The following is a 17,306-nucleotide window of genomic DNA, read 5'->3' as shown; positions in this document are numbered from 1 at the left end:
CCCGCCGCTACCAGGGCAGGTCCACCCAGGACAGGTGCCCGCCCTTGCCGGCCCCCGTATCCATGAAGACGGCGGCCCCGCCCTGGGCCCCGATATGGGTCAGCGGCCTTCCGTCCGAGGAGCGGACCTCGTGCCCGCAATAGATGGTGAAGCCCTGCGGGATGCGGTCCACCCAGTCGTGCAGCCGTTCCGGGAAGCCGTCCGGCCGCATGCGGCTGGTCACTTGGCCGAACAGGGCGCGCGGCACCAGCCCCTCGGGCCGGCTCGCCCCGGCTTCCGGCGGCGGCGGCAGGTGCAGCATGCGCGGGTGGAAGCCGCCATGCACGAAGACCCGCTGATCGATCCTCAGCCAGGCCGGGGCGCGCGCCACCTCCGCCATGATGCGCTGGCGCAGCGCCTCGCGGTCCGGCGCCTGCTCGATCTGCTGCAGCGTGTTGCCGAGCCCGTTGGCATCGATATGCAGCCGCGCTCCGCTGAGCGCCCGGCGCAGCTTGTGGTCGTGGTTGCCCAGCAGGAAGAGCCCCGCCCGCGCATCCAGCAGGGCGAAGGTGCGCCGAAGCACCTCGGGGGAATCCGATCCGCCATCGGTCAGGTCGCCCAGCTGGATGATGAAGAGCCGTTCCGCCCGGGCGCCCTCCACAGCCGCCGCATAGGCATCGGCGTCACCATGCACGTCGCCGATCACGCGCAGCCCCTCGAATTGCGACCGGATATCCGTCATGCCGCCGGCTCCATGCCACGCCGGCCCGCTCCGTCGGTCCGGGCCGCCGCCCGGCATTCCCTTTCCGGGGCCCCCTGTTCCTGGTGCCGCTGGATTCTTCCCCGCGCGGTCCGCGACTTGGGCGGCGCGGGGGATCGAGGGTGGGGCGGGGGTGGCTGGCGCCCCGGCTTCGGCGTTGCTCTCGTCATGGTGCTGATATGAGGCGCTTTTCCGGCGGCGCCACCCGTTCCGCTGCGCCGTGCGGCGTGACCGGCATGCTGAACAGCCGGTCGCGCCCCAGCAGGAAGGCCCGGCCGCCGCGCCGGAACAGCCCGGCCAGGGCCGGGTCGCGCAGGTCCAGCCCCCCGGTATAGGCGCCGAAGGAGGGCAGGATGACGCGGCGCGGATCGGCCACGAAGCAGGGTCGCGTCACGCCGCCCGCCCGGGTGGGCATGGTGGCCTTGGGGTGGAAATGCCCGCTGATCTCCACGGAACCGCTGCGGGGCAGGGCAGGGAGGGCCTGATGGCGGAACAGGAAGGGCCCTTCCGCCCATTCCGCGCAGGCCGTGCCCGGCAGCCCCTCGGGAGGCACCGGATCGTGGTTGCCGAGGACCCAGACCACCTCCAGCCCCTCCAGCGCCCGTCGCAGCACCGCACGCTCCGAGGGCGGCAGGCGGGCCGAGCCTTCCGCATCGTGAAAGGAATCCCCGAGCAGCACGAGGCACCGGGGCGTGTGCCGCCGCAGGGCGGAAAGCAGCCGCATCACCGTCTCGCGCGTGTCGTAGGGCGGCACCAGGCAGCCGCGCCGGGCGAAATGGCTCCCTTTCTCCAGATGCAGGTCGGCCACGGCCAGCAACCGCCGCGCCGGCCAGGCCAGCACGCCCTGGGGGTCCAGCAACAGCCGCTCGCCCGCCAGATGCAGCGGCGCCGGGATCACGCGGACACCCCCTGAGGCCGCCCAGGGAGCCCCCCGCATCCCGCCGCATCGCCGCTGTGCCGCCGGAAGGCATGTTCCGCGTCTGTCCCATGAGCCACCGGAGCGCAACGCCGCCGGGCGGCATTCGTCACATCCCGGCGGGCGCCGCTCCGCACGATCCCGGCTGGCCATGGCGGCGTGGTCACGGCCGGGCCTGTCCAGGCCCGGCGCCCGGCAAATCTCATCCGTTCATCCTGTCGCAACGCGTCCCCGCCATCCCAGCCTGCCAATCCTCATCCGCCATCCCCTTAGGCACTATCCCCTCGGGCGCCTTGCCGCGGGCCGGGCAATCCGCGGCCGCGCCGCTCCCGCCCCTTCCGGTGGCGCGGGCGGTCCACCACCCCGGCGCGGATGCGGACGCCTTCCGTCACCTCGCTCAGCACCTCGGCGAAGTGCTCGGCGCCGTCGGTGGCTTCCTCCACCAGCGCGGCGGCCTCGGCCAGCAGGGCGTCCTCGGCGCCGCCCGGTACCCATTCGCGCCCCTCCTCGATCAGCGCCGGTACGGCGAGGGGTGAGACACGGTCGAGCACCCGCACGCGGATGCGGCCGCGCACCCGCGCCAGCAGGCCGGCGATGCGGCGCACATCGGTCAGGCCATAGGCGGCTTCCTGCCGGGTGGCGCGCAGCAGGATGTGATCCGGGTCATGCTTCCGCAGCACGTCGTAGATGAGGTCGGCGTTCATCGTCATCTGCCGCCCGCTCTTCTCGGCGCCCGGATGGTTCTTCTCCAACAGCCCGGCGACGGTCGCGATGTTGCGGAAGGTGCGGCGGAGCATGGAGCTCTCGGCGATCCACTCCTCCAGTTCCTCGCCGAGGATGTCCTCCTCGAACAGCCGCTCCGGCTCGGTGGGCTCGAAGGCGCTCCATGTGGCGAGCACGTAGTCCGTGGCAAGGTAGCCCAGCGGGCCGTAGCCCATCCCTTCCATCCGCTTGGTCACCAACATGCCCAGCGTCTGGTGCGCCAGCCGGCCCTCGAAGCAGTAGGCGACCATGAACCAGCGACCGTGATGCGGGAAGCTCTCGATCAGCAGCCCGTCGCGGTCGGGCAGCTCGGATTGCCGCTGCTGCAGCCGCAGCCATTCCCGCACCGGCTCCGGCAGGGCGCCCCAGCGCCGGGGATCGGCCAGGATCGCCCGCACCCGGCGCGAGAGATAGGTGGAAAGCGGCAGGCGCGCCCCGGCATAGGTCGGCACGCGCGGCTCCTCGTCGCCGCCGCGCGAGACGATGACGGAGAGCGCGTCCATCCCCTCGTAGCGCAGGGTCTGCCCGGCGAAGAGGAAGCAGTGCCCCGGCTCCAGCGTGGAGACGAACCATTCCTCGACGTCGCCCAGCACCGGCCCGCCGCGCAGCCGCACCTTCACCATCGGGCTGTCGGTGATGGTGCCGAGATTCATCCGCACCTGCCGCGCCACGCGCTCGTCGCGGATATGGATGAAGTCCACGCTGTCGCGGAACAGCTTGCGGAAGCGCTCATAGGCGTGCAGCGCGTAGCCGCCATCCTCCGCGAAGCGCAGCACGTCGTCGAAGTCGCGCCGCGTCAGCGCGGCATAGGGCGCGGCCTGCGTGACCTCGGCGTAGAGGTCGTCCGCCCGGAAGGGTGCGTGGCAGGCCAGGGCCAGGACATGCTGCGCCAGCACGTCCAGCCCCCCGGCGCGTGGCGCCTCGCCGTCCAGCTCATGCGCCGCCACGGCCTCGATGGCGGCAGTGCACTCGATCACCTCGAAGCGGTTGGCCGGCACCAGCACGGCGCGGGAGGGCTCGTCCATCCGGTGGTTGGCGCGGCCGATGCGCTGCATCAGGCGCGAGACGCCCTTCGGCGCGCCGACCTGGATCACCTGGTCCACCGCGCCCCAGTCGATGCCCATGTCGAGCGAGGCCGTCGCCACCACGGCGCGCAGCCTCCCCGCCGCCATGGCGGCCTCCACCTTGCGCCGCTGCTCGATCTGCAGGGAGCCGTGGTGCAGGGCGATGGGCAGGTTATCGTCGTTGAGGCGCCACAGCGCCTGGAAGATCAGTTCGGATTGGGCACGGGTGTTGACGAAGACGATGGTGACCCCGGCCCCGCCGATGCGGCGATAGATCTCCGGTGCGCTGGCCAAGCCCATATGCCCGCCCCAGGGCAGGTGCCCCTCGGGCAGCACGATCTCCAGGCTGGGATCTGCGCCGCCCTGCCCGGTGATCAGCGCCGCGCCTTCGGGCCGCGCATCGGGCGCGATCCAGGCGCGCAGCGCCTCCGGCTGCGCCACCGTGGCGGAAAGGCCGATGCGCCGCAGGCCGGGGGAGAGGCGCTGCAGCCGCGACAGGCAGAGGGCGAGCTGGTCGCCGCGCTTGGTGCCGGCCAGCGCATGCACCTCGTCCACCACCACGGCGCGCAGCCTTCCGAAGATCTCCGCCGCATCGGGCAGGGAAAGCAGCAGGACCAGACTTTCCGGCGTGGAAAGCAGGATCTCGGGCGGGTTCTCGCGTTGCCTCTGGCGGCGGTTGGCGGGCGTGTCGCCGGTACGCGTCTCCACCCGGATCGGCAGGCCCATCTCCTCGATCGGGGTGGTCAGGTTGCGCGCGATATCCACCGCCAGCGCCTTGAGCGGGGAGATGTAGAGCGTGTGCAGCCCACGGGTGGCCCCCTGGTCCGGCCGACCCTGCGCGAGATCGGTCAGGCTGGGCAGGAAACCCGCCAGGGTCTTGCCGCCGCCGGTCGGGGCGATCAGCAGGGCGCTCCGCCCGGCCTCGGCGGCCTCCAGCAGCGCCATCTGGTGGGGCCGGGGTGTCCAGCCACGCGCGGCGAACCAGCCCGCGAAGGGTTCCGGCAATGTTCTCATGGGCGGGCGGTATATGGCACCCCTCGGCGCCACCGGCGAGTCGGCATCCCGTCCTTTTCCGCTGCCCTGATCCGGTGAGCTACGGGGTAGGCGGGTACTTCCCGCGAAACCTCCCCAATCATGTTACAAATTGATCAATGAAAAGATGGTTATTGGAATTTTGTCCGGTTCGGGACTATTTGTGAAACGCGGGGTGGGTGGGCCAGGCTGTGGGCTTCGCGGCCGGACAACGCCCCCGCCACCGCCGATGGGGGAAGGACGGGCCGATGAATCAGCGCCTGTACTACATGGATTTCTGCCGGGCCTTCCTGATGCTGCTGGGCATCCCCTACAGGGCGGGACAGGTCTTCGGGCCGGACCCCTGGGTGGTGAACCCGGCCACGACCAGCGTGCTGCTGGGCCATGTGAACGACATCATCCACGCCTTCCGCATGCCCGCCTTCTTCCTGCTGGCCGGGTTCTTCTCGCTGCTGGTGATCCGCAAGTCGGGCCTGGTCGCCTGGCTGAAGGCGCGGCTGGCGCGGCTCGGCCTGCCGCTGCTGGTCTCCATCCTGCTGCTGAACATCCCCGCCATGTACGTGGCCTCGGTGGCGCTGCACCCGGCCGAGGGTGTCGCGCCCTCCTTCCTCGCCCAACTCACCTCGCCGGGCGGGCACTGGCTGGGGCATCTCTGGTTCCTGCTGGACCTGTTGCTGATGTGCGGCCTCCTCGCCGCCCTGCTGCCCCTCCGCCGCCTCGCCCCCGCGCCGCTGGAGCGGATGGCGGGCCGTGTGCTGTCCAGCGACCTGCTGCTGGTCGCCCTCATGGTCGTCTGGCGCCTGGGGCTGAAGACCCTGGACGAGCGGCTGCTGGGCGGTCATCTGGAACAGGCCTTCGGCGGTACCGTGAACCTGCGGGAACTCCTGCTCTACTTCCCCTTCTTCCTGATGGGCACCTGGCTGCTGGCACGGCCCGAGGCCTTTGACCGCTTCACTCATCCAGGCTGGAGCACGCTGCTGCTTTTCGCTGCGGGGCTGGGGCTGCTGCTGCTCCAGCGGCATGTGGAGCAGGGGGTGGTGACGCAGGTTTCCGGCGTGCTGCTCTTCGCCCTGATGGGGCTGACGGGCACGCGGCTGCTGCTGGCGGTGGCGCGTCGCCTCGTCCATACGGGCCATCCCGCCGTCAACGAACTGGTGCGGAGCGCCTTCACCATCTACCTCTTCCATTACCTCGTGGTGATGCTGGTGGCCGAGGGCAGCATCCGCCTGGGTCTCGACATGCCGCTGCTGGGCTGGGTGATCGCCGTGGCCGCGGGGCTGGGTGTCAGCTATCTGATCCACCGCTTCGTGATCGGCCGCAGCCGCTGGCTGCTCTGGCTGTTCAACGGCATCCCGCTGTCGCGGACGCGCCCCGGCCTCGCCGGAAAGGTGGCACCCAGGACCGTCCCGCCGGGTTCCGTCCTGTCGCCCTCGCCTCGGATCGGCTGAGGCCGGCCCGATCCCTCCGCCCGTTTGCGGGGGAGGGGATCGCGGCGGCAGTGGCGGGTGCGGTGCCGGGCGCGCAAGGCCGGCCCCATCCTCGGAACATTCGTTTTCCGTCCCGCCATGCCTTGTCGCAGGGGCGCGGCGTGTCGCCTTCGCCTTGCCGGATGCGGCGAGGCGAGATTCCGGCTGAATCTACAACTCCCGTTTAACCCATATAATGGGATTGCAATTCATATATTGACCGATTGCGCCGCCTGCCTATCCTGGAGCGCGGAGAGATCGCCATGCCACTGGAGAGCACGCCCGGAACCCAGACGCTGTTTCGCGGCCTTGCCGTGCTGGAGGCGGTGGCCGGCGGTGCGCACGACCTGTCCGCGCTGGGCCGGGCGCTGGGGCTGAGCCGCAGCACCACGCAGCGACTCGCCAGCGCACTGGTGAAGGCGGGCTATCTCCGGGGCGAGGGCGAGGGCTACGCGCTGGGGGCGAAGCTGATCGAGCTGGGCTTCCAGGCGCGGGAGCAGGTGCCGCTGGCGCGCCTCGCCCGGCCGCATCTGGAAGCCCTGGCCCAGCGCACGCAGGACACGGTGCATCTCGGCCTGCCCGAAGGGGTGGAGGTGCTCTATCTCGACAAGATCCCCGGTCAGCGCGGGCTGGAGATGCGTTCGCGCATCGGCCACCGCATGCCCATGGCGCTGACCGGCGTGGGCAAGGCGCTGATGCTCGACCTGCCGGAGGATCGCTGGCGGGCGCTTTACGAGAGCGGCCTTGCCCATCCCGCCAGCCGCGGCTCGCCGCGCCCCTGGGAGGCCTATCGCGACGAGATGCGGCGCTATGCCGCGCAATCCGTGGCGCTGGACTTCGCCGAGAACGAGATCGGCATCCACTGCGTCGCGGCCCCGGTGCGCGACGCCGGGCGCGGCATCGTGGCGGCGGTCAGCCTCGCCTCCGCCGCGCAGCACATGCCGGAGGAACGGATGCTGTCGCTGGTGCCGGAGGTCGCCGCCACGGCGGAGGCCATCTCGCGCAGCCTCGGCTGGCGCGCCACCGCACCGCGTGCGGCGTGAGGCAGGAGAGGAACGCCATGAACAAGGATCGGACGGATCACCGTGCCATGGACGGCGTGGCAACAGCGCGAAGCCCCGCCCTGATCGCGCTGGACTGGGGCACCAGTTCCCTGCGCGCCTATCTGCTGGGGCCGGATGGTGCCGTGCTGGACAGCCGCAGCGCGCCGCAGGGCATCATGCAGGTTCCCGGCGGCGATTTCGCCGCGGTCTTCGAGGCCGTGACCGGCGAATGGCGCCACCGTTGGCCGGAGCTGAAATCCATCGCCGCTGGCATGATCGGCAGCGCCCAGGGCTGGGTGGAGGCGCCCTACCTCCCCTGTCCGGCCGGGCCGGAGGAACTGGCCGGCGGGCTGGTGCCGGTGCCGGGCGGGGCGCTGCTGGTGGTGCCGGGCGTCGCCCAGTACGGCGAGGCTCCGAACGTGATGCGCGGCGAGGAAACGCAGATAGCCGGCGCGCTGGCCCTGAACCCCGCGCTGCGCGAGGGATCGCTGCTGGTCATGCCCGGCACCCACTCGAAATGGGTGAGCATCGAGCAGGGCCGCATCGCGCGCTTCGACACCTACATGACCGGGGAGCTCTTCGCCGTGCTGCGCGGGCATTCCATCCTGGGCCGCTTCGCCCGGGACGTGCCGAAAGCGGCGGAGGATGCCGCTGCGGACGCCGCCTTCCTGCGCGGCGTGCAGGCGGTACGGGAGGGCGGCCAAGTCGCGCCGCTGCTCTTCTCGGCGCGCGCCCTGGTGCTGACGGGCGGGCTGCGCCCCGAACTGAGCCTCGACTACCTCTCCGGCCTGCTGATCGGCGAGGAACTGCTCTGCGGGTTGCGGTGCCGGAGGGGAGGCGTGGTGCTGATCGGCGATCCCGCCCTCTGCCGCCGCTACCGCGAGGCGCTGGCCCTGCTCGGCGTCTCCGAGGTCCGCGAGATCGAGAACGCCGCCACCGCCGGCCTCTGGCGCATCGCCATCCAGGCCGGGCTCGCCGCCGGAATATCCGAGGAAACCGTTTGATGCCGTTCCAGACCTATCTCGACCGCCTGCCGCTCATCGCCATCCTGCGCGGCGTCACGCCGGAGGAGGTGTTGCCCATCGGCGAGGCGCTGGTGGAGGCGGGCTTCGCCATCATCGAGGTGCCGCTGAACTCGCCGCAGCCGGTGGAAAGCATCCGCCGCCTCGCCACCCGCTTCGGCCGGGACGTCCTGGTCGGCGCCGGCACGGTGACGGCCCCGGCGCAGGTCGCCGACGTCGCCATGGCGGGCGGCCGCATCATCGTCATGCCGCATGCCGACGCCACGGTGATCCGCGCCGCCAAGACCACCGGCCTGTTCTGCACGCCGGGCATCGTCACGCCGACCGAGGGCTTCGCCGCGCTGGCCGCCGGGGCGGATGCGCTGAAGCTCTTTCCGGCCGAGCTGCTGACGCCGCCGGTGCTGAAGGCGATGCGCTCCGTCTTCCCGAAGGAGACGCATTTCCTGCCGGTGGGCGGCATCACGCCGCACAACATGGACGGCTTCCGCGCCGCCGGCGCCGCCGGCTTCGGCCTGGGCTCCGCCCTCTACAAGCCGGGCATGGATGCGGCGGAGGTCGGCCGGAACGCCCGGGCCTTCGCCGAGGCCTGGCGGGCCCTGAAAGGCTGAGCCGGAAGGCCTGAACCCGCTTCCCGCACGACGTTCCGAGGACCTGCCGCATGAAGATCACCAAGCTCACCACCTTCATCGTCCCGCCGCGCTGGTGCTTCGTGAAGGTCGAGACGGATGAAGGCATCACCGGCTGGGGCGAGCCGGTGGTGGAGGGGCGGGCACACACCGTCGCCGCCGCCGTGGACGAGCTGGCCGACTACCTGATCGGCAAGGACGCCTCGCTGATCGAGGACCACTGGACGGTCATGTACCGCGCCGGCTTCTACCGCGGCGGCGCGATCCACATGAGCGCCATCGCCGGCATCGACCAGGCACTCTGGGACATCAAGGGCAAGGCGCTGAACAAGCCGGTGCACCAGCTCCTCGGCGGGCAGTTGCGCGACCGTATCCGCGTCTATTCCTGGATCGGCGGCGACCGTCCCGGCGACACGGCGCGCATGGCGCGCGAATGCGCCGATCGCGGCTTCACCGCGGTGAAGATGAACGGCACCGAGGAGCTGCAGTTCATCGACACGCATGACAAGGTCGATGCCGTGCTGGAGCGCGTGCAGGCGATCCGCGACGAGATGGGGCCGAATTTCGGCATCGGCGTGGATTTCCATGGCCGTGTCCACCGGCCCATGGCGAAGGTCCTGGCCAGGGAGCTGGACCCCTTCAAGCTGATGTTCATCGAGGAGCCGGTGCTCTCCGAACATGCCGAGGCGCTGAAGGAGATCGCCAACCACACCGCCACGCCCATCGCGCTCGGCGAGCGGCTCTTCTCCCGCTGGGACTTCAAGAACATCCTGCATGCAGGCTATGTGGACATCATCCAGCCCGACCCCTCCCATGCCGGCGGCATTACCGAGACGCGCAAGATCGCGGCGATGGCCGAGGCCTATGACATCGCGCTGGCGCTGCACTGCCCGCTCGGCCCCATCGCCCTGGCGGCGAACCTGCAGCTCGACGCGGTCTGCTACAACGCCTTCATCCAGGAGCAGTCGCTGGGCATCCACTACAACACCACCAGCGACCTGCTCGACTACCTGAAGGATCCCTCGGTCTTCGAATACAGGGATGGCCACGTCGCCATCCCGCAGGGCCCGGGCCTGGGCATCGAGGTGGACGAGGATTTCGTGCGCAAGGCGGCGGAAACGGGCCATCGCTGGCGGAATCCGGTCTGGCGCCACAAGGACGGCAGCTTCGCCGAGTGGTGAGGCCGGCCGCTCCGAGAGGGCATAACCGCTAACAGGAAGTCCGGAATGAGTGTTTCCCATACGCCCGCGGCCATGGCGACCGCGGCGAAGCCCACGCGCGTGCGCTTCGGCATCATGGTGCTGCTCTTCATTACCGTGGTGATCAACTATCTCGACCGCAGCAACCTTTCCATCGCCGCCCCGGCCATGGCCGGGGAGCTGGGGATCGATCCGGCGGAGATGGGCCTCGTCCTTTCCGCCTTCGGCTGGACCTATGCGATCTGCCAGATCCCCGGCGGCTGGTTCGTGGACAAGGTCTCGCCCCGCATCCTCTACCCGTCGCTGATCGTCCTCTGGTCCATCGCCACGGTGATGCTGGGCTTCGCCTACAGCGTCCCCGCCCTGATCGCGTTGCGGCTGGCGATCGGCGCCATGGAGGCGCCCTCCTATCCGATCAACAACCGCGTCGTGACGGCCTGGTTCCCGGAGGGCGAACGCGCCACCGCCATCGGCTTCTACACCTCCGGCCAGTTCGTTGGCCTCGCCTTCCTGACCCCGGTGCTGATCTGGATCCAGACGGAGATCGGCTGGCACATGGTCTTCGTCGCCACCGGCGGCGTCGGCATCGCCTGGGGCCTGGCCTGGTACGTCCTCTACCGCGAGCCGCGCGAGCACCGCTCGGCCAATCCGGCGGAGATCGAGCTGATCCGCCAGGGCGGCGGCCTCGTCGATCTCGACCGGAAGACGTCCCGGGCGCCCAGCCGCGTCAGCGGCGCTGATCTCCGCCGCGTGCTTTCCTCGCGCAAGCTCTGGGGTGTCTATCTCGGCCAGTTCTGCCTGACCTCGACACTCTGGTTCTTCCTCACCTGGTTCCCGACCTATCTGGTCCAGGCGCGCGGCATGGACTTCGTGAAGGCGGGCTTCCTCGCCTCGCTCCCCTTCCTGGCCGCCTTCGTCGGCGTGCTGTGCTCGGGCGTGCTCTCGGACGCACTGGTGCGGCGTGGCGCCTCGCTGGGCTTCGCGCGCAAGGCGCCGATCGTGACCGGCCTGCTGCTCTCGATCGGCATCATCGGCGCCAATTTCGTGGACAGCCCGGCGGCGGTGATCGCCTTCCTGACGCTGGCCTTCTTCGGCAACGGTCTGGCCTCGATCACCTGGTCGCTGGTCTCCGCCATCGCGCCGCAGCGCCTGCTGGGCCTGACCGGCGGCGTGTTCAACTTCGTCGGCAACCTGTCCGGCATCACCGTGCCGATCGTGGTGGGCTATCTTGCCCGCGACTACGGCTTCTCCGCCGGCCTCACCTATGTCGCGGCACTCGCCCTGATCGGCGCGCTCTCCTACATCTTCGTGGTCGGCAAGGTGGAACGCCTGCCGGACACCGAGAGCACGGCAAGCTGATACGGACAGCGGCTTTCCGGGACCGCGCGGCGCCTCTCCTCCAGGGCGGGCGGCCACGAGGCGCGGCGCCGGCCGGTCAGGCGCGGCCGGTGGATCGTCCGCCGAGATTCATCCAGACCGCGACAAGGCAGGCGACGAAGGCCATCGCCGCCCCCGCCGCCGCGATGCCCTGGATGCCCAACGCCGTGATGGCGATGCCGGCGAGCAGGGCGCCCGTGGCCTGGCCCAGGAACATCGCCGAGGAATTTGCCGCCAGCACGACGTTGCGCGCCTCCGGCACCAGCGCCACCAGCCGCGCCTGAAGGAGGGGGGAGAGCGCGAAGGCGCAGGCCCCCGCCACCAGGATCACCGCGCCCTGGAACAGGATCGCGCTGGCCATGCCATCCGCCGCGCCGGAGAGCAGGGCGTAATGTGCGACTGCCGCCAGCACCATCACCGCCGGCAGCAGCCAGAGCTTCCGCACCGCCCCGTGGTCTGCCATCCAGGCCCCCAGAGGGATGCCGGCGAAGGAGGCGGCGCCGATCAGCGCCTGCATCAGCCCGACCTGCCCGCCGGTCAGCCCGCTCACCCGGTTCACCGCCGGGCCGATGAAGGCGCTGGTGCAGAAGCTGGCGCCGAAGGCCAGGAAGGTGATCGCCAGGGTCTTGCGCACGCCGGTCCGCATCAGGTTGCCGAGGCCGCGCAGCCCGCTGTGTTCGCCCGCCACTTCCGGCAGCAGCAGCCGGATCGCCAGCGCCGCGCCGAGCGCCAGCAGGGCGGCGAGGCCGAAGGCGCCGCGCCAGCCGAAGACCTCGCCCGCTAGGGAGCCGAGCGGCACGCCGAAGAGGAAGGCGCAGGTGGAGCCCGCCACCACCGTCGCCAGGGCGCGGCCGCGATGTTCCGGCGTGCTCAGGCCCGCCGCCGTGGCCGCCGCCGCCGGCACCACCATCCCGGCCGCCATGCCGCAGAGCAGGCGCAGCCCCATCAGCGCGGCGAAGGAATGGGTGATCGCGATCAGCCCGTTCAGCAGAGCAAGCAGGCACAGCATCCCCACCAGCAGCCGGCGCCGTGGCCAGCGGGCGGTGAGCGCCGCCAGGAAGGGGGCGGAAAGGCCGAAGGCCATGGCGAAGACCGTGGTCACCTGGCCGGCCTGCGCGACGGAGATGGAAAGATCCGATGCCATCTCGTTCAGCAGGCCGGACACCACGAAGGTCTGGGTCGAGGTGGCGAAGGAGGCGGCGGCAAGGACGGGCACGCGGCTGGATCGTCCCGCCATGGCCTTGGCGGGAGGGGGGGAGGCGGACATGCGCGGAAAGAGATCCCTGGCCTGTATGGACGCGGCGCCCGCATCAAACCAGATTGCATCCAACAGATCGAGGATGCCCTGGAATGACGATCGAGGATGTGCCGTCCGGCCTGGTCTGGGACAGGCTGCGCGACGATCCGGACGCGATGCTGGTGGATGTCCGGACCGACGCGGAGTGGAACTTCGTGGGCCTGCCGGATCTTTCGGAACTGGGGCGCCAGCCGGTGCTGATCCCTTGGCAGCTCTATCCATCCATGCAGGTCAATGGCGGCTTCGCCGACATGCTGCGGCGGGCCGGGGCGAAGCCGGAAACCGCGCTCTACTTCATCTGCCGCTCCGGCGCGCGTTCGCTTGCCGCGGCGCAGACGGCGCAGGCCGCCGGCTACAGGAAGTCCTTCAACGTCGCGGACGGGTTCGAGGGGCCGCCCGATGCCTCCGGCCACCGCGGCACGGTGGCGGGGTGGAAGGCCGAGGGGATGCCCTGGCGGCAGCGCTGAAGACGGAAAGCCCCGGAAACGGAGACGCCCGGATGCCGGGCGCCTCCGGGGGAGAAGGCCGCCGGCCCTACTCCACCTTCACGTTCGCGGCCCGGGCGACATCGCCCCAGCGCTTGGTCTCGGCGGCCACGAAATCCTTGAACTCGGCCGGGGTGAAGCTGCTGGACGAGATCCCGAGCTCCTCGTAGCGCGCCATCACCTCTGGCGACCGGACCGAGGCCAGGGCCTCCCTGTTCAGCTTCTCCACGATGGCGGGCGGCGTACCCGCCGGAGCGAAGAGCCCGTGCCAGGACAGGGATTCGAAGCCCGGCAGCGTTTCCGCCACCGCGGGCACGTCCGGCGCCACCTTCATGCGCTCCCTGGAGCCGACGCCGATCGCCTTCAGCCGCCCGTCGCGCACATGCGGCCAGGCGGAGGAGAAGTTGTCGAAGCTCATCGGCAGCGAGCCGCCCAGCATCTCGGTCATGATCTGGCCGCTGCTGCGATAAGGCACGTGTACCGCATCCGTGCCGGTCATCTGCAGGAACAGCACGCCCGCCAGGTGGATCGAGGTTCCGACGCCGGAGGAGCCGTAGTCGAAGGAGCCGGGCTTCGCCTTCATCAGCGCCACCAGCTCCGTCACGTTGGAGGCGGGCACGTTGTTGGCCACGACGAGGATGTTCGGCTGCGTCGCCAGCAGCGCCACCGGCGCGAAGTCCTTCTGGCTGTCGAACGGCATCTTCGGATAGATGCTGGCATTGATCGCATGGCTGCTGATCGTGCCGACGCAGAGCGTATAGCCATCCGGCGTGGATTTGGCGCAGACATCGCTGCCGATGTTGCCGCCGGCCCCGGCGCGGTTCTCCACCACCACCGGCTGGCCCAGCCGCTTGCTCATGGTCTGCCCGACCAGCCGCGCCACGAGGTCGGTGGTGCCGCCGGCCCCGAAGGGCACGATCACGCGGATCGGGCGGTCGGGATAGTTCGCCGCGGCCTTGTCCTGGGCCTGGACCGGCTGGGCACCGGCCCAGGCGAGGCCCAGCAGGGTTCCGCAGGCGGCCAGCAGCGTGGCCCTTCGGGTGCGGCGGGCGGTCATGAAGGCATTCCTCCGGAAGAACGATCCTTTGAAAGGTCGTTCATCATTCATATGGATTAACTTTTGGAAAATATCACGCCATCCGGAGGCTGTCACGCTACCGAACCGGCCGGACGCGGGCGCGTTCTCCTGCTTCCCGGAGAACGACGCACCATGGGCCAGATGCCGCAGGACCGCAGGACTTCCACCGATGACCCGCGTGCCTTGCTGCGGCAGGTCCATGCCCGCCTCTGCGAGGCCTATCACTGTCCCATCGCCTATTTTCACGCGTTGGACCCGCTGGACGAACTCGTTTCCTCACTGCTTTCGCACCGTACGAAGAATGCCGACAGCGCCCGGGCCTTCCGCCAGTTGCGGGAGCGCTTCCCTGACTGGGAAAGCGTGCGGGACGCGCCGGTGGCCGAGGTCGAGGCAGCCATTGCCCCCTGCACATGGCCGGAGGCGAAGGCGCCGGCCCTGCAGCGCACGCTGCGCGCCCTGACCGAGCGGCGGGGAGGGCTGGAACTGGGCCATCTCGCCGATATGGAAGTGGCGGAGGCGCGTGACTGGCTCGAATCCCTGCCCGGCATCGGGCCGAAGACCAGCGCGGCCGTCCTGTCCTTCTCCTCGCTGCGCCGCCGTGCCCTGCCGGTGGACAGCCACCACCACCGCGTCGCCATCCGGTTGGGGCTGATTCCGCCGAAGCTGGCCGTCGGCCCGGCGCACCGCGTGCTGGAGGCCATGCTGCCGCCCGAATGGGACGCGCAGCAGGTCTATGACGACCACGAGGTGCTGATGCTGCATGGCCAGCGGTGCTGCTTCTTCCGCCAGCCGGCCTGTCATCGCTGCGTGCTGCTCGATCTCTGTCCGACCGGACAGGAACGGCGTGGCAAGGTGGACGAGGCGGTGGGTGGAAGGGAGGGCTTCCAGGGCCTTCCGGGATAGGAACGAATCGGTTGTCACACGTTCAGGCTTATTGTTCCTTGCTGGAAACAACCTGGACGAGAGCTTCTGTATGCCATCCATTCTGGCAATCCTGGCCGCTTGCCTGACCCTGTCGCTTCCCGCCGCCGCGGCCACGCTGCGCCTCGAAAGCGGCGTGGAGAGCCTGAGCTTCGACAGCAGCGAACTCCTGCAACATCCCGAAGCGGCGGAGATCGAGATCGCGGCGGACCCCGCCTATCGTCAGCCTCGGCGCTACAGGGCGGTGCCGCTCGCCTCCCTCCTGTCTCGCCTGGCGCCGCCCGAGGACAGCGCGCTGGAAACCGTCGCCCTGGATGGCTATGCGGCGCAGATCCCGCTGCGTGCCGTTCTCGGCACCGGAGGCAAGGAGGGCAGCCGGGCCTGGATCGCCGTCGAGCCGGCCGATGCCCCGTGGCCCGCCATGCCCGGCAAACCCGCGGGGACGGGGCCCTTCTACATCGTGTGGGAAAGGCCGGAGGCTGGCGGCATCCCGACCAAGTACTGGACCTACCGTCTTTCCACCCTGCGCTATGTCGCCTCGCCGACGGCCCGCTGGCCGATGATGGAGCCGGACCCGGCCCTGCCCGGCAGCCACCCGGCCCGGCGTGGCCTCACGGTCTTCGTCACCCAGTGCCTGCCCTGCCACCGGATCAACGGCGGTGGCACGGCCATGCTGGGGCCGGACCTCAACCACCCGATGAACCCGGTGGAGTATTTCCAGCCCGCCTCCCTGCGCCGCTACCTGCGCGACCCGGCCAGCCTGCGCCACTGGCCGGACCAGAAGATGCCGGGCTTCACCGAGGAACAGCTTCCCGAGCGGGACATGGAAAGCCTCATCGCCTATCTGGCGCAGATGGCGGCGCAGCGTCCCTGACGGGGCCGCTGCTCGCCTCTCACCGTCCGCCGGCCACGGCACGGTTCTCCAGCCGCGACAGCAGCCGCACCACGGGCCAGAGCAGCAGGAAATAGGCGAGGGCCGCCGCCACGATGGGTGAGGCGTTGTAGGTCACGCTCTGCGCCTGCCGCGCCTGGAAGAGCAGTTCCGGCAGCGCCACCACCGAGGCGAGGGAGGTGAGCTTCACCACCTCCAGCGTGTTGCTCACCAGGTCCGGCAGCACGTTGCGCAGGGCCTGCGGCAGGATCACCAGCAGCATGGCCTGCCAGGAGCGCAGCCCCAGCGCCCGCGCCGCCTCCGTCTGGCCGCGCGGCACGCTGTCCAGCCCGGCGCGCAGGATCTCCCCGTAATAGGCACCGGTGTTCAGGAAGAAGCCCACGGCCACCGCGCCCCAGGCGCCGATGTCCAGCCCGAGGAAGGGCAGGCCCGCATAGAGGAAGACCAGCAGCACCAGCGGCGGCACGGCGCGGAAGAGATCCGTGAGCGCCACGGCGGGCCAGGCGATCCAGCGCGTGCCGGCGCGCGAGGCGAAGGCCAGGATCAGCCCGCCCAGCATGCCGAGCGGCACCGTCATCAGCGAAAGCAGCAGCGTCTGCTTCAGCCCGGACCAGAGGATCGGCAGCGCCTGCCCGATGATCTCGGTGTTCAGGAAGGCGGCGGTGAATTCCTCCATCTCAGGAGTTCCTCATCTCAGGCGCCCCGCGCCCGGCCGAGCGTGAAGCGCCGCTCGATCCAGCGCCCCAGCCCGACCACCGGCAGGAACAGGATCGCATAGGCGAGCGCGCCCAGGGTCAGCGGCGTCGGGTTGGCCGAGAAGGCCATCGAGGACTGCGCCGCGCCGAGGATCTCCGACACCCCCACCACCGAGGCCAGCGCCGTGCCCTTGGTGATGGCGATGGTGCGGTTGGTCAGCGGCGGGATCACCATCCGCACCGCCTGCGGCAGCACCACCAGGAACAGCACGGGCAGGAAGCGGAAGCCCAGCGCCCGCGCCGCATCCCATTGCCCGCGCGGCACGGCGGTGATGCCAGCCCAGTAGATCTCCTCGGCGAAGGCGGCGAGCACCAGCGTCAGCGCCAGCCAGGTGGCCCAGAAGCCGGAGAGTGACATTCCCGCCGAGGGCAGGCCGAAGTAGAGCAGCACGAGGATCACCAGCGGCGGCAGGGCACGGAACAGGTCCACGAGGAAGACGATCAGCCAGTTCAGCGGCCGGATGCCCAGCGCCCGGACCGCCGCCAGCACGAGCCCCGCCAGGAGCCCCGCGACGACGATCAGCGCGGCGAGCGCGAGGGTCAGCGCGAAGCCCTCGGCGATGCGGGGCCAGTACTCGGCGGCGACGCGGGCGTTGAGGAAGGAGAAGACGAAGCCCGAGTCCACGGGGAAG

Annotated in this window: 16 protein-coding genes; 9 read left to right on the top strand and 7 right to left on the bottom strand. The window is 70.4% G+C overall.

Translation table 11 applies throughout. The annotated features are described in order from the left end of the window. Positions 1 to 7: 7 nt before the first annotated feature. From CTJ15_RS12365 to CTJ15_RS12355, 3 genes are all read right to left on the bottom strand, one after another. Complete coding sequence (locus CTJ15_RS12365; protein WP_058390401.1) at positions 8 to 721, bottom strand: metallophosphoesterase; 714 nt, start codon at positions 719 to 721, stop codon at positions 8 to 10. A 184-nt stretch (positions 722 to 905) separates the two neighbouring features. Beyond that, positions 906 to 1,637, bottom strand: a complete 732-nt coding sequence (pdeM, locus tag CTJ15_RS12360) for a ligase-associated DNA damage response endonuclease PdeM (RefSeq protein WP_075821612.1) — start codon at positions 1,635 to 1,637, stop codon at positions 906 to 908. A gap of 287 nt (positions 1,638 to 1,924) precedes the next feature. After that, positions 1,925 to 4,495: a ligase-associated DNA damage response DEXH box helicase gene (locus tag CTJ15_RS12355; RefSeq protein ID WP_226946121.1), complete on the bottom strand. Its 2,571-nt coding sequence runs from the start codon at positions 4,493 to 4,495 to the stop codon at positions 1,925 to 1,927. Between the two features lie 266 nt (positions 4,496 to 4,761). Between CTJ15_RS12355 and CTJ15_RS12350 the strand changes: the two genes are divergently transcribed. The 6 genes from CTJ15_RS12350 to CTJ15_RS12325 all read left to right on the top strand — a co-directional run bounded on the left by CTJ15_RS12350 (position 4,762) and on the right by CTJ15_RS12325 (position 11,228). Next, on the top strand, positions 4,762 to 5,961 hold the full coding sequence (locus CTJ15_RS12350; protein ID WP_058390403.1) for an acyltransferase family protein: 1,200 nt from the start codon (positions 4,762 to 4,764) through the stop codon (positions 5,959 to 5,961). A 281-nt stretch (positions 5,962 to 6,242) separates the two neighbouring features. Then, a complete protein-coding gene (locus CTJ15_RS12345) occupies positions 6,243 to 7,022 on the top strand; it encodes an IclR family transcriptional regulator (protein WP_058390404.1) in 780 nt (259 codons plus the stop codon). Between the two features lie 17 nt (positions 7,023 to 7,039). Further along, entirely contained in the window at positions 7,040 to 8,026 is a 987-nt protein-coding gene (locus tag CTJ15_RS12340) for a 2-dehydro-3-deoxygalactonokinase (RefSeq protein ID WP_193009672.1), read from the top strand. Beyond that, the gene (locus CTJ15_RS12335) at positions 8,026 to 8,652 is read left to right on the top strand and encodes a 2-dehydro-3-deoxy-6-phosphogalactonate aldolase (protein ID WP_019459762.1); all 627 of its coding nucleotides are present in this window, start codon (positions 8,026 to 8,028) and stop codon (positions 8,650 to 8,652) included. Before CTJ15_RS12340 ends, CTJ15_RS12335 begins: the two co-directional genes overlap by 1 nt. Before the next feature lie 50 nt (positions 8,653 to 8,702). Then, positions 8,703 to 9,851: a galactonate dehydratase gene (dgoD, locus tag CTJ15_RS12330; RefSeq protein ID WP_019459761.1), complete on the top strand. Its 1,149-nt coding sequence runs from the start codon at positions 8,703 to 8,705 to the stop codon at positions 9,849 to 9,851. Between the two features lie 45 nt (positions 9,852 to 9,896). Next, a complete protein-coding gene (locus tag CTJ15_RS12325; RefSeq protein WP_075822280.1) occupies positions 9,897 to 11,228 on the top strand; it encodes an MFS transporter in 1,332 nt (443 codons plus the stop codon). Positions 11,229 to 11,304: 76 nt separating this feature from the next. Here the strand turns inward: CTJ15_RS12325 and CTJ15_RS12320 are convergent, their stop codons facing one another. Next, positions 11,305 to 12,513 (bottom strand): MFS transporter, encoded by a 1,209-nt coding sequence (locus CTJ15_RS12320; RefSeq protein ID WP_075822279.1) that lies wholly within the window; start codon positions 12,511 to 12,513, stop codon positions 11,305 to 11,307. A gap of 83 nt (positions 12,514 to 12,596) precedes the next feature. Between CTJ15_RS12320 and CTJ15_RS12315 the strand changes: the two genes are divergently transcribed. Then, positions 12,597 to 13,010, top strand: coding sequence for a rhodanese-like domain-containing protein (locus tag CTJ15_RS12315; RefSeq protein ID WP_019459758.1), 414 nt, complete (start codon positions 12,597 to 12,599; stop codon positions 13,008 to 13,010). A gap of 67 nt (positions 13,011 to 13,077) precedes the next feature. On the opposite strand, the gene CTJ15_RS12310 is transcribed toward CTJ15_RS12315, so the two are convergent. Next, positions 13,078 to 14,085, bottom strand: a complete 1,008-nt coding sequence (locus CTJ15_RS12310) for a tripartite tricarboxylate transporter substrate binding protein (RefSeq protein ID WP_019459757.1) — start codon at positions 14,083 to 14,085, stop codon at positions 13,078 to 13,080. A gap of 153 nt (positions 14,086 to 14,238) precedes the next feature. On the opposite strand from CTJ15_RS12310, the gene nth reads away from it, so the two are divergent. Further along, the gene (gene nth, locus CTJ15_RS12305) at positions 14,239 to 15,009 is read left to right on the top strand and encodes an endonuclease III (protein WP_079253246.1); all 771 of its coding nucleotides are present in this window, start codon (positions 14,239 to 14,241) and stop codon (positions 15,007 to 15,009) included. Between the two features lie 70 nt (positions 15,010 to 15,079). Next, positions 15,080 to 15,901, top strand: coding sequence for a cytochrome c (locus CTJ15_RS12300; protein WP_019459755.1), 822 nt, complete (start codon positions 15,080 to 15,082; stop codon positions 15,899 to 15,901). Between the two features lie 19 nt (positions 15,902 to 15,920). Here the strand turns inward: CTJ15_RS12300 and CTJ15_RS12295 are convergent, their stop codons facing one another. After that, complete coding sequence (locus CTJ15_RS12295) at positions 15,921 to 16,595, bottom strand: amino acid ABC transporter permease (protein ID WP_019459754.1); 675 nt, start codon at positions 16,593 to 16,595, stop codon at positions 15,921 to 15,923. A 17-nt stretch (positions 16,596 to 16,612) separates the two neighbouring features. Further along, complete coding sequence (locus tag CTJ15_RS12290) at positions 16,613 to 17,299, bottom strand: amino acid ABC transporter permease (protein ID WP_019459753.1); 687 nt, start codon at positions 17,297 to 17,299, stop codon at positions 16,613 to 16,615. Positions 17,300 to 17,306: the final 7 nt, after the last annotated feature.

This window comes from Roseomonas sp. FDAARGOS_362 (assembly GCF_002754815.1).
GTDB classification, from domain to species: Bacteria; Pseudomonadota; Alphaproteobacteria; order Acetobacterales; family Acetobacteraceae; genus Roseomonas; species Roseomonas mucosa.
The sequence above is the reverse complement of the archived record's forward strand: the minus strand, read 5'-3'. Positions and strand labels throughout refer to the sequence as shown.